The following is an 11,467-nucleotide window of genomic DNA, read 5'->3' as shown; positions in this document are numbered from 1 at the left end:
CCCCACCATGGCATCCTAAATCCGAGCACAGAGCCGCACCCACCGCGATCGTGACGGTCTTGATGCGCGCGAGGGCGCGGGCGACGAATCAGGACGTGAACCCGCCCGCATCGCCGGTTCGGGAGTGTCGTCACCGATCTCGGACTCGAAAGGTCGGGCGCATCACGGCGTGGATGACCCTGTCGGCGTGGAGTCGGCATCCTGCACGGCTGCTCGAGACCCGCACCGCCTACGACGAGACCACCGCCTGGTCATCACAGCTCACCGACACGGCCGCGGCTTGACGATTCGAGCCCCTGGGATGCCTTTTGGCCCGCACATACGCGGAGTCCACGATCGTCGCCGACCAGCCCGCCTCACCGCCGGCACCGAGCCGATCCAGGACCTCCCGGTGCAACCGGTCGAAGAACCCGGCGGCGGCCCACGCGGTGAACCGGCGATGCGCGCTCGGCACGCTCACTCCGAACGCCGGCGGTGGATGCCGCCAAGCACAACCGCTGGTTTTCGTTCAGCCGGTCCTCGATCCTTATCTCCGGCGAGAGTCCGGCCGACGAGATACGATATGCGGCAATGCGGGAACGACAGGCAGTCGGCGACGCATGGCCGCAGACAGCGTCCATGTCGGAGTTCGCCGGTGGCTGTCGGCGCTCGTTGAAGGGAATGACGCATGGGGATCTTCAGAACGCTCGGCCAACTCGCGATCGTCGGGTGCGCGCTCGTCGCGGTCGTATCTTGCGGAAGTGGTGACGATTCGGGGTCCACCGCTTCGGTGGACCTTCCTGGTACGGCGACCGCCCCGGCCCAGGGTGACGAATGTGATCTTCTCCCCGAAAGCGAGATCGTCCAGGCGATCGGCCCGCACGACGGGGGCCAGCACGACTACCAGCTCGGCGGATGCGTCTGGTCCTCGACTGCAGGTGAAAAGGACGGCCTGGTGGAGGCGATCCAAGCCACGGTGCTACCCGCCGCGCAATACGAAGACGTAGCCGAGATCGGGGAGCCGGTGAGCGGTTTCGGCGCCGGAGCCACCTACGCAAACCTCTACGGCGAGCTGTGGTTCCCGTGCCGCAGCGGCGATTTCTGCGGCATCAAGGCGGATATCAGCGACCCGGACAGGCGTCAGGACGTCGCGCTGCGACTGGGCAAAGTCCTTCAGAGCCGCGCATAGGAAGGCGTCGGCATCTCCTGGCGCACTTCTCGACATTGCATCGGGTGCACCCGCGTCGACGAGTCCGAGTGCCGGCGATGCCATTCTGTCCGACCGGGTTCGGTGGTGAATATATCGGTGGCGGCCTTCGGCGTCGCTCGGTTACGGTGACCTCGGTCGCGACAAGGTGGCCGAAGGAGGAAAACCCGTGTCCACCAAGCTGAACCAGATCATCGCCATCGAGAAGGGCGTGAAGTCGCAGGCGAACGCGGACGTGGCCGCCGCTTACCAGCGGGTGGCCAAAGCCGATCTCCTGGCGGGCATTTCACGCACGTACCGGCCGCTGGACGATATGGGCGAAGAGCTGCCGTCGGAGTCGAAGCGGGTCCAGGTGCGAGCGCGCGAGGTGATCGCCGATGTGAAGAGCACCCTGACGCGCTTGTTCGACGTGACCGCGACCAAGGACACCGCCAACTGCTCGGCGAAGGCCGACCTGGTAGTCGACGGCGTCACCATTGCCCGTGACCTTCCGGTCACCTATCTGCTGTTCCTGGAGAAGCAGCTGAGCGAACTGAAGAAGTTCGTCGCCAAGCTGCCGACCCTGGATCCGGCCGAGTCGTGGTCGTTCGACGAGGTCAGTGACTGCTACGCCACCCAGCCGTCGCAGACCGTGCGGACCAAGAAGGTGCCGCGCAACCACGTGCTGGCCCCGGCCACCGAAAAGCACCCGGCGCAGGTGGAGGTGTACTACGAGGACGTTGTGGTGGGTCGTTGGACCACCACAAAGTTTTCCGGCGCACTGCCCGCGAAGGAAGTCGGTGACCTCGCGGAGCGGCTCGGCAAGCTACTCGACGCGGTGCGCTACGCTCGTGAGACGGCGAATTCGACGCCCGTAGCGGACGCCGAGCCGAGCCAGGCCATTCTTGGTTATCTGTTCGGTTAGCCGGGAACACAGACTCCCCCTACCGGGGGATGGAGCACAAATTGAAACTGAAGTTCAAACTGACACACGGGCAGGCGCTGCCAGGGTCTGCCGTCACATTCAGCTTCTTGCTCCAAGTTCACAACTCCATCGATCGCACGACATACGGGTGTGCTGCGATGCACTCCCGAGATCTGGGTTCAATTCCCGGTGGCGGCTCTACCTGCCGCTGTGGCGTAAAGGCAACGCGCGGGGTTACTCACCATGACTCACACTCGCATACTCGGCGATCACAGGTGGGGCAAACGATAGCTCATCTGGTAGAGCATCGGATTTCAAATCCGACGGTAGTGGGTTCGAATCCCACTCGTTAACCAGGAGGGGCCGGGAAGGGTACTCCCGGCCCCTCCGCCTGTCTCGGCCTGACCCCTATTCGGCCCAGTTGATCTTGCGCTGGTGCGCGGCACGTCACGTTGGGGAGTGTCCTGATCTCCGGCGGGTTCGGGCTCGGTCCGGCGAGCCGAGCTCGATCGTTCGGCGGAATACCACCCGGCCGCTTACCTCGACGGCAGCACCGGAAGGTTTGCGGAGGGTGACAAGCGACTCGGAGACTCATAGTGCTCGCGGGTCCCATTATGTTGTCATGGCTGCGGCGGCTCGGGTGACACATTGCCTTTCGGCTCACCCTGTGGTGATCCGTCTCGGTCGCCACGTGTGTGGCAGCACTCGGGACGGCAATGCCGTCGGCGGCGAGACCGGAGCCCGTCACCCTCGCGGGAGGAGTTCGGCGGCGATCGCGCGGCCCATCCGCAGCGGCTCCGCCGCGTGTTCGAGTTTGGAACCGGCCAGGGCTCCGTCGTAAATCAGTTGGATGCGGCGGGCGAGAGCGGGGGCGTCGGGTGCGCGGCAGGCCTGTAGCAGTTCGGTGAGGGTGTCCAACATCCAGCGTCGGTGGTCGACCACGGGCTCGAGGGCCTCGTCCGGGAATTCCGTCGCGGCATTGGCATATTGGCAGCCGCGAAAGCCGCGGTCCGGGGCAGAGGCGAGGGCGATGTCGAAGAAGGTGAGGATACGGTCGGCCGGGTCCGTGACCCCGGCGACGGCTTCGTTCCAGCGTGCGCGGTCACGGCGGTCGAGATGTTCCAGATAGGCGTTGACCAGCGCGTCTTTGGAGCCATAGCTCGAATACAGGCTGGCCCGCGCTACCCCGGACTCGGCCAGTATCCGGTCGATACCGACCGCGCGGATGCCGTACCGGGCGAACAGGGTCGTCGCGGTTTCCAGTAGGCGTTGCGCCGGCGCCGGTCTGCTGCGGCGGTCGGGGGACGGCGCGACCGCGGACTGCGTTGTTGGGGCCACATCCCCCACCATAACCATTTCTCGATATAGACAGATCGTTCTGTCTATGGTTAGTCTGTGCCTGTGACCCGCAGCAATCTGACGCGCCGCCTGCACGTGGACCTCGTGCGCGTGGCCACCGCTGCCTGTCGTCACCAGCGCTGAGTAACTCCGCGTACAGCGGAGTCAACTACTTGCGCATATCTCCTGGCCGGTCGTCGTCACCGGCCGTGCGTCCTCGCGGATCCCCACCCATGGAAGGTGACTGCCATGTCCCTGTACCTGTATGAACTCGTGCCCACCGGCGCACCTGCCCACACCATCGAAGAATTCGGCGCGCGCGCCGAGAAAGAGGGTGGTGCGCTGATCGAAGCGCAGGTCACCGCCGGTGCGCCGCGGATATTCGTGATCGCCGAGTTCGCCGAATGTCGTGCTCCCGTGCTGCCGGCCGAGGACCTGCACGCCGCCGGCATCGACGGACCGCACCAGGTCCGGCTGGTCGGCGCGGACCTGGAAGCGATCGAAGCGGCGCGGCCCGCCGCCGGATATCTGGTCGAGTGGGATATCCCCGCCGAGATCGATATGGACACCTACTTGGCACGTAAGAAGGCGAATGCCCCCAAATACGCCGACGTGCCCGAGGTGAGCTTTCTGCGTACCTACGTGCGCGAAGATATGGACAAGTGCCTGTGCTTCTACGACGCACCCGATGAGCCCGCGGTACGTCGGGCGCGCGCCGCGGTGAACACGCCGGTGGACCGGCTGCACGAGCTGGCGGATCCTCGGCTATGACCGCCGCCGTCATATCCGAGGACGCCCGGCGCGCCGTCGCAGAGTTCGTCCGCGCCCGTGCCGCCGACCTCGATCTGGGGCGTACCGATATACGCGCCGATATCGGCGAGATCGGCGGGCACGGCCTCCTCGCCACGGGACTGGGTGAATCGGATATCCGTGAGATCGCCGGTGTCGTCGAGAAGGTCGCGGCCGAGAGTCTGGCCGCGGGCTTCTCGCTCTGGGCACAGCGAATGGCACTCGAGTACGTCTGGCGTGCACCGGATCCGGTTCGCGAGCGACACCTGGATGAGCTGGCCTCGGGCAGGCGGACCGGTGTCACTGCCATGGCGGCCGCGCTCAAACACCTGGCCGGTCTGGGCGAGCTGCCGCTGCACGCCGACGAAGCGGACGGCGGTCGAGTGTCGGGCCCGATCGCGTGGGCCTCCAATGTTTTCCCGGAGTCGCTGATCGTCTTTCCGTTCCGCGGCCGGGACGGGTGCGGGCGCGTGGGGGTGGTATCCGCCGATGCCGACGGTGTGCGTATTCGCCCGGCGACGGAACTGCTCGCTCTGGGCGCCACCGCCTCGACCTCCCTGGCCTTCGAACATGTCGAGGTGAGCGGCGATCAGCTCGTTACTGGTGACCTGTCCGCGTTCTGTGCGGCGATCCGGCCGATATTCCTACTCTTGCAGACCGCTTTCTGCACCGGTGTCGCCGGAGCCGCGGTGCGCGAGGCGAGTACCCGCCTCGACGGCCTCGGCGCCCAATTCCGCGACGAGTATCGCGCTCTCGCCGAAAGACACTCCTCGGCGCGGCGGCGTTTGCACGATTACGCCGCCGACGCGCCCGCGACGCATCCCCGCGACCTCCTCCGATTACGCCTGGATGCCGCGCGGATCGCGGTCGAGGCAACACGGCTGGAATCCACTTTGCGTGGCGGTGCGGGCTATGCCCTGAACTGTGACACCAACCGGCGGTTTCGGGAAGCCGCATTTCTCCCCGTCCAATCCCCTTCGGAAGGCCAATTGCGATGGGAACTGTCGCAGTACGATTAGCCGACGCGCGCAAAACCTATCCCGACCGCAACGAACCTGTGCTCGACGGAGTGGATCTGCAGATCAGCGTGGGCGAACTGCTCGTGGTGCTCGGTGCGAGCGGGAGCGGGAAATCGACGCTGCTGCGGGTGGTGGCGGGACTGGACCGGCTCGACGGCGGCGAGATCAGTTGGGATTCGGGCGCGAGCCCGGCCACCGGCATGGTCTTCCAGCAACCACTGTTGATGCCGTGGCTCACGGTCCGGGAAAATGTCCTGTTCGGTGGCCGGTTCGCCCGGCACCGAACAGGGTTCGATTCGGGTTACGTGGATGGACTCCTCGAACGATTCGGCTTGGCCGCTCTGGCCGACCGGCGTACCGATCAGCTCTCCGGCGGACAGGCGCAGCGGGTCGCGGTGGTCCGAGCGGTAGCGGTGCGGCCGCGGCTGTTGCTGCTGGACGAACCGTTCAGCGCACTCGACCCGGCGATTCGCGCCGATCTGCAGGAATGGTTGGCCGATCTGGTACGCGAGATCGGATGTACCACCGTATTGGTCACCCACGACATCGACGAGGCATTGCGGCTCGGCGATCGGATCGTACTCATCGGATCGGGCGGTACGGTCCGCGAGGAATTCCGAGATCTCGGTGGCGTCGACGAACGGGACCTGCTGCGGCAGCGGATCATCGACCGCTACCGAGACGCGACGGTGACCATATGAGCACCCGTTCGATATCGCGGCGCGGATTGCTCTGCGGCTGCGCGGGACTGGCCGCGGCGGGCGGTATCGCCGGGCTGGCCGACCTCGGCCGGGCGGCGGCGGAGCGGCGCAGTGCGGGCGGCGAACGACTCCGCATCGGCTATCTGCCGATCACCGATGCCGCGCCGCTGCTCGTCGCCGACCGTGCTGCCACGGGTGTCGCCGAACCGGTGTTGTTCCGCAGTTGGGCGTCGCTGGCCGAGGCATTTCTCATCCGTCAGGTCGATATCGTGCACCTGTTGATGCCGATGGCGGTGCAGTTGCGGTTCGGCCTGGGCGCTCCGGCGCGGATCCTGGGGTGGAACCACACCAACGGCTCGGCGTTGACGGTGGCTGCCGGGATCACCGAACTCGGTCAGCTGGCCGGGACACAGGTCGCCATCCCGTTCTGGTGGTCGATCCACAATATTGTGATCCAGCAGTTACTACGCGCGCACGGGTTGCGGCCGGTGATCCGTGGTTCGGCGGCGCGCTCGGCCGGCACCGTGGAACTGATCGTGATGAGCCCATCGGATATGGTCCCGGCGTTGGCCAATGGTTCGATCAGTGCGTTCACCGTGGCCGATCCCTTCAACGCCGCCGCCGAACTGCGCGGCATCGGCCGCATCCACCGGTTCCTCGGTGACCTGTGGCGCGATCACGCCTGCTGTGCATTGGTCGTGCACGAGGACCTGCCGGAGCGGCGTCCCATAGCGGCTCAGGCGGTTGTCGACACGGTCGTCGCGGCACAGCTACGAATCGGTGCCGACCGCCCGGCCGCCGCAAGGCAGCTGGCGGGCGCCTACCTTCCGCAGCCGCTGCCCGCGATCACGAAGGCCCTGACCTACTCCGATCGACTGCCGGTCCGCCACCCCGCGTGGCAGCCGCAGCGGATCGGCTTCCACCCTTTTCCCTTTCCAAGTTTCACCAGCGCGTTGGTGACCGCCATGCACGATACCGTCGTCGACGGCGATACGCGCTTTCTGTCCGGCCTGGATCCGAACCGGGTACACGGCGCACTCGTCGATGACCGCTTCGTCCGTGCCGCGCTCGACCATGTGGGTGGGCCGGCCGCATTCGGGTTACCCGACCGGCTCACCCGCACCGAGGAGATCGACCCATCGTGAACACCGTCGACACCCGGCCACGAGCCGTCACTTGGCCACCGCGACTTGCGGCGGTGGCCGTCGCCCTGCTGCTGTGGTGGATACTCACCGATCTGGTGGCCGGCCCGGATTCGTTGCTACACGAGTTCGGTCCGCACCATGTGCCCGGCGCGGTCGGGCAACTACTCGACCGCGGCGTGTTGCTACCCGATATCGCGGTCAGTATGCGGCGACTGCTGGTGGGGCTCCTGATCGCCGTCACGGTCGGCGTCCCGCTCGGGCTGCTGCTCGGGCTGCGCCCCGGCGTCGAACACGCGGTCGCCCCGGTGGTGCAGTTCCTCCGGATGATCTCCCCGCTGTCCTGGGCGCCGATCACGGTAGCGCTGTTCGGCATCGGAAACCAGCCGGTGATCTTCCTCGTCGCGGCGGCGTCGGTCTGGCCGATCGTACTCAACACCGCCGCGGGTGTGCGGGCGATAGATTCCGGGCTACTGCTGGTCGCTCGGTCGTTCGGGGCGTCCCGTCGCGAACAGCTGTCGGCGGTGATTCTGCCCGCGATCCGTGGACAGGTGCAGACAGGTATCCGGATAGGGCTGGGTATCGCGTGGGTGGTGTTGGTGCCGGCGGAGATGCTCGGTGTCCGCTCCGGGCTCGGCTACCAGATCCTCAATGCCCGCGATCAACTGGCCTACGACCAGGTGATGGCGGTGATCGTTGTGATCGGGGTCATCGGTTACGCCCTCGACACGCTGTCTCGGGTGGCATTGGCTCGTCGCTGAACCCCTCGGCTCGCCTGGGCGCCCGTCCTCATGCCGTGGTCGGGCGAGGACAATCGGACTGGGCAGCTCCGGTGAAGGTGCCCTCGGTGATGACGGAGTCGGCCGGAAGTGGGCGAGTGATCGACCAGAGCTCGGTGAAGTGGCTCCGCGATATCTTCCAGACCCCGTCCTCGATCACATAGTCGTCGTCGTACTCGCCCAATGAGACGAGCTCGGTGTTGTCGATCAGATTGACCTGGCGAAACCGCAGCGACCACCGGCCTGTCGCGGTGCGCTCACCGGTCAAGGTGATGTCGGGGTGCATACCGTGGTGCATGTCGAGGATGACGTGCTCGCCGTCGACCTTGTGCAGCGCGATACGGGTGAAGAGCTCGACCATGGGGTCGGCGTCATCGAAGGCTCCGATCCGGCCGTAGTCGAGTCCGGCGCCGGACCGAATGAAGCAATCGCGCAATGTTTTCGGGTCTTTGCTGTCACAGGCTCGCCAGTAGCGGTGCTTGAGTTGCTTGATCGCTTCGATTTGTTCGAGGGCGTCGGTGCGCTGTGCAAGATCCATCGGTTTGCTCCTTTTCTGCGGGGAGGCGAGGTGACGAGTAAGTGTTCGTGCTGCCGAGGTCAGTCGATGATCGCATCGGAGAACACCGGAGGGTCGCCGAGGAACGGCCGGTGCGACGGCGGGCACTGTCCCTGTGTGTCCTCGACGCCGAGTTCCTGCGCGATCTCGGCGCCGATGAGCACCTGACCGGTGCGCTTCGTCAACTCCGGGTCCCGCGCGAGGGCGTCGATGACGCGGCCGGTGAACTCCGGCGACTCGGCGGTCGCGGCAAACTCGTCGTAGGCGCCCGGGTTCGCGGCGAGTCCGGCTAGCGTGCGTTCGGTATGTCGAGGCGGCCGTGCTCCTCGCGCAGGTCGGCGAAAAAGGCCTCGACCTGCGCGCCGTCACCGTGGTCGAGTACCACGGGCACACCCTGGCCGCCGCGTCGGGTGATCTCCTCGGCCGTCGCGAACACTGTGCCCGGCAGCGGTGCGTTTCATTACTGAACCGGACCGGCCGGAAGATCCGCAGAGTCTTTCCCGGTAGCCGGGAAAGACATAAAGGTGTCCTGGGACAGGTGGTATGTCGCCGGCACGATTTGTTCGGGCCGGCTATCTCCGCATCGAACCGATGCTCGGTCAGCGCATGAGTCGCCGGTTGGCCGGCAGAGACAACCCGATGAGCAGCCTTGGCAATGTGTCGAATGGCAGTACCACGAACAGTGCGGTGATCGCGGCAGGGGAGTCCGATCGTGCGGCGTGGCTGTAGACGCTGCCCAGCCGCCGTGTCCACGCCTGCTACAGCCGTCGGTGGTGCGGGGGTCTCGACCAGCTCGATCACGGCGGCGATGGCCACGGCCGCCGGGGTCGCATCGGGGAGTTGCTCGAACGGGCCGGAGTCGATGTGGCCGACGATCTGCACCCCTTGTCATCCGGATCGGACGAACCGGCGGGCCCTGGACCGGGAGAAGGCCGCGGTTGGACCGGCTTGTGGTGGGTAGTCCACCACTGCGACGCTGTGCATGAGGCCCGGGCAGAGTGGGTGGAGTTCCACTGGTAGGTGCGGTCGCAATCCGTTTTGCATCAAGGTGTGACGGCGGTAAACCGGCGTGAGTTCGTGCTCGTACACCAGTTGAGTCACAGAGAGAGGGGCAGGAGCCGATGGCGAAGCGGAATGACTGGCCCATCCCGGCCGAGGGATTGGTGCTGACGCACTTCTTGACAGTGCGGGACGTTGCGGTATCCCGCGACTACTACGCCGACATCTTCGGCGGCGAGGTGGTGTTGGAGGAGAACCCGGCTATCGTCAAGGTGGCCAACAGCTGGATCATCATGAACCCCGGCGGTGGGCCCACACCGGACAAACCCGACATCACGCTGGCGCCACCCGAGCCGGGGGATCCGGTATCGGCGTTTCTCAATGTGCGGGTCGCCGACATCGCCGCCTTCTATGCCCAGGCCGGCGCCAAGGGTGCGCAGTTTCTGACCGAACCGGTCGACCGCAAGGCAGAGCTGCGCTGTTACTTGCGGGATCCGGACGGTTACCTGGTCGAGATCGGCCAGGCCACCGGAATGCTGCGGGGCATCTTCGCCGAGCGATCGGAGCAGAATCGATGAGCAGGGCAGGATGCGGCGGCGAGTCGGCACCGGTGTCGGTCCGGTCGATCGGGACGAGGCGACTCTCGCGTCACCCGAATAGGAGCCGGCCTGCGCGGCCTGGGAATGGGGCGACGGGCAGCCCACCCTCGACCGCACCGTGGTCCACCGGGACAGCATCACCATCCTGCGGACGCGGCGTGAATTTCGGCAGTAGCGACTCGATCAGGCCCCACAACTCGTCGACCACCAAACGTTGCGATAACGCATCGGCCCCGAGCGGACATCGTGCAACGCAACCGTTTTGATTGCGAGCCGGAACGAATCACGGTCCTCTTCCAAGGGCGTAACCGGCAGATATAGCAAGCACGATGGGGTTCTCCATGCAGCGTTCCAACTGGCCGCTCCTTGACGGCCGTACCCGGCCGCTCGAGATGAAGGAGTGGGGCGATCTGGTCGTCATGGACCCGGACGCCGGCAAGCGGCCGCGCGGGCGCGGGTTCCTGGCGGCCGAGAAAGACTGTCTGCGCATCGATGCCGGAAACGCCTTGGAGAACCCCATCGTCACCCTATACGCCGGAGATGACCCGGGAGCGGAGAGCGCTGGGACGAGGTCGAAGAGATCACCGTGATCTCCACGACCGGCTTCCTCGCTCTGTGCGACAGCGGATACGAGCCTCTGCGCAAAGAGAATCTCGCCACCGCAGGAGTCGGCCCCTACCTGATCCGCGTCCACGCCGGTGACCGGTCGTCGGACGGCATGATGCCCCGCTTCCTTATCCAGGTCATCCCCGGCGAGCGTACAGGGGCCGAGCCCGAGCCGCCCCTCTCCACGATCGAGGAGGCCGCCGGTCCGCTTCTGGTGCGGACGTCCTTCGAGCAGCCAGATGAGTGGGCACGCCTGCTCCAGGCCCTTGAAGGAGGCTTGGGGCGCTCGATCACCGTCATCGACAACCGCGCCTACGCGGGCTTCACGGCGGATCAGATCCAGGCGCGGATCGGGCGCGATGACGAGGGACTGGCCCGACAGTACTCTCGTTCTCATCGCCGACGAGTGGGCACTGGCCTCCGCAGAGTTCCCGTTGATGGCCGTGAACAACCTGCCCGACGATGACGACGATCCGTTCAGGATCACCCTCGCCGCGACCGGTTCCTTCGTCGTCAACATGGAGCTGGCGAACACGAGCTTTGATGAGTGGGGCCATGATGTCGATGCCGACGGCGTCTATCGCGGAGAGCACTACTGACACACTCTACATCCGTGTGCGACATGGACTTGAATGCGGCTATCCTCCCTCAATTCAATTGGGATGGTGGCGTTTTCGGCTATATGGAGGCGCTGTGCCCGAGCCGGCCACCCAGTTTCGTGCCGCGGGGGGAAGGATCACGCCACGGCCACCCGTTAGCGGCCTTTCTCGACCTTGCTGCCGCGCTCATCTGCTATGAGAAACTCCCAACATGGGACGTCCTCTCAACCGGGCGTCCGACACAATGATG

Annotated in this window: 16 protein-coding genes and 1 pseudogene; 13 read left to right on the top strand and 4 right to left on the bottom strand. The window is 65.9% G+C overall.

What is annotated here, in order from left to right; translation table 11 throughout:
- Positions 1-304: 304 nt before the first annotated feature.
- A pseudogene (locus ON20_RS10225) lies at positions 305-502 on the bottom strand (IS5/IS1182 family transposase); the annotation flags it as partial.
- Between the two features lie 165 nt (positions 503-667).
- Between ON20_RS10225 and ON20_RS10220 the strand changes: the two are divergent.
- Complete coding sequence (locus tag ON20_RS10220; RefSeq protein ID WP_040834899.1) at positions 668-1,168, top strand: hypothetical protein; 501 nt, start codon at positions 668-670, stop codon at positions 1,166-1,168.
- Between the two features lie 187 nt (positions 1,169-1,355).
- Positions 1,356-2,090: a DUF7873 family protein gene (locus tag ON20_RS10215; RefSeq protein WP_040834896.1), complete on the top strand. Its 735-nt coding sequence runs from the start codon at positions 1,356-1,358 to the stop codon at positions 2,088-2,090.
- 744 nt (positions 2,091-2,834) lie between these two features.
- Here the strand turns inward: ON20_RS10215 and ON20_RS10205 are convergent.
- The gene (locus ON20_RS10205) at positions 2,835-3,428 is read right to left on the bottom strand and encodes a TetR/AcrR family transcriptional regulator (protein ID WP_245547156.1); all 594 of its coding nucleotides are present in this window, start codon (positions 3,426-3,428) and stop codon (positions 2,835-2,837) included.
- A 57-nt stretch (positions 3,429-3,485) separates the two neighbouring features.
- Between ON20_RS10205 and ON20_RS40490 the strand changes: the two genes are divergently transcribed.
- The 6 genes from ON20_RS40490 to ON20_RS10180 all read left to right on the top strand — a co-directional run bounded on the left by ON20_RS40490 (position 3,486) and on the right by ON20_RS10180 (position 7,840).
- A complete protein-coding gene (locus ON20_RS40490) occupies positions 3,486-3,572 on the top strand; it encodes a putative leader peptide (protein WP_368853926.1) in 87 nt (28 codons plus the stop codon).
- A 105-nt stretch (positions 3,573-3,677) separates the two neighbouring features.
- Positions 3,678-4,199, top strand: a complete 522-nt coding sequence (locus tag ON20_RS10200) for a DUF4242 domain-containing protein (RefSeq protein ID WP_040834903.1) — start codon at positions 3,678-3,680, stop codon at positions 4,197-4,199.
- Entirely contained in the window at positions 4,196-5,236 is a 1,041-nt protein-coding gene (locus tag ON20_RS10195; RefSeq protein ID WP_040834892.1) for an acyl-CoA dehydrogenase family protein, read from the top strand. Before ON20_RS10200 ends, ON20_RS10195 begins: the two co-directional genes overlap by 4 nt.
- On the top strand, positions 5,212-5,937 hold the full coding sequence (locus ON20_RS10190; protein ID WP_040834891.1) for an ABC transporter ATP-binding protein: 726 nt from the start codon (positions 5,212-5,214) through the stop codon (positions 5,935-5,937). Before ON20_RS10195 ends, ON20_RS10190 begins: the two co-directional genes overlap by 25 nt.
- Positions 5,934-7,082: an ABC transporter substrate-binding protein gene (locus ON20_RS10185; RefSeq protein ID WP_040834890.1), complete on the top strand. Its 1,149-nt coding sequence runs from the start codon at positions 5,934-5,936 to the stop codon at positions 7,080-7,082. The genes ON20_RS10190 and ON20_RS10185 overlap by 4 nt, the downstream gene beginning before the upstream one ends.
- A complete protein-coding gene (locus ON20_RS10180; protein WP_245547155.1) occupies positions 7,079-7,840 on the top strand; it encodes an ABC transporter permease in 762 nt (253 codons plus the stop codon). Before ON20_RS10185 ends, ON20_RS10180 begins: the two co-directional genes overlap by 4 nt.
- Positions 7,841-7,868: 28 nt before the next feature.
- Here the strand turns inward: ON20_RS10180 and ON20_RS10175 are convergent, their stop codons facing one another.
- Positions 7,869-8,396, bottom strand: a complete 528-nt coding sequence (locus ON20_RS10175; protein ID WP_040834888.1) for a nuclear transport factor 2 family protein — start codon at positions 8,394-8,396, stop codon at positions 7,869-7,871.
- Positions 8,397-8,506: 110 nt separating this feature from the next.
- Between ON20_RS10175 and ON20_RS38690 the strand changes: the two genes are divergently transcribed.
- Positions 8,507-8,707, top strand: a complete 201-nt coding sequence (locus tag ON20_RS38690; protein WP_245547154.1) for a hypothetical protein — start codon at positions 8,507-8,509, stop codon at positions 8,705-8,707.
- On the opposite strand, the gene ON20_RS38685 is transcribed toward ON20_RS38690, so the two are convergent.
- A complete protein-coding gene (locus tag ON20_RS38685; protein WP_245547153.1) occupies positions 8,704-8,850 on the bottom strand; it encodes a hypothetical protein in 147 nt (48 codons plus the stop codon). The genes ON20_RS38690 and ON20_RS38685 overlap by 4 nt on opposite strands.
- Before the next feature lie 685 nt (positions 8,851-9,535).
- Between ON20_RS38685 and ON20_RS10165 the strand changes: the two genes are divergently transcribed.
- The 4 genes from ON20_RS10165 to ON20_RS36240 all read left to right on the top strand — a co-directional run bounded on the left by ON20_RS10165 (position 9,536) and on the right by ON20_RS36240 (position 11,217).
- Positions 9,536-9,991, top strand: coding sequence for a VOC family protein (locus ON20_RS10165; RefSeq protein ID WP_040834887.1), 456 nt, complete (start codon positions 9,536-9,538; stop codon positions 9,989-9,991).
- A gap of 350 nt (positions 9,992-10,341) precedes the next feature.
- Complete coding sequence (locus ON20_RS10160) at positions 10,342-10,602, top strand: hypothetical protein (RefSeq protein WP_040834886.1); 261 nt, start codon at positions 10,342-10,344, stop codon at positions 10,600-10,602.
- A complete protein-coding gene (locus ON20_RS10155) occupies positions 10,599-11,084 on the top strand; it encodes a DUF6924 domain-containing protein (RefSeq protein WP_040834885.1) in 486 nt (161 codons plus the stop codon). Before ON20_RS10160 ends, ON20_RS10155 begins: the two co-directional genes overlap by 4 nt.
- Positions 11,056-11,217: a DUF6924 domain-containing protein gene (locus tag ON20_RS36240; RefSeq protein WP_157228773.1), complete on the top strand. Its 162-nt coding sequence runs from the start codon at positions 11,056-11,058 to the stop codon at positions 11,215-11,217. Before ON20_RS10155 ends, ON20_RS36240 begins: the two co-directional genes overlap by 29 nt.
- Positions 11,218-11,467: the final 250 nt, after the last annotated feature.

This window comes from Nocardia brevicatena NBRC 12119 (genome assembly GCF_000308495.1).
Lineage (GTDB): Bacteria > Actinomycetota > Actinomycetes > Mycobacteriales > Mycobacteriaceae > Nocardia > Nocardia brevicatena.
Note: the sequence above shows the minus strand (reverse complement) of the source record. Positions and strands in the feature narration are given on the sequence as shown.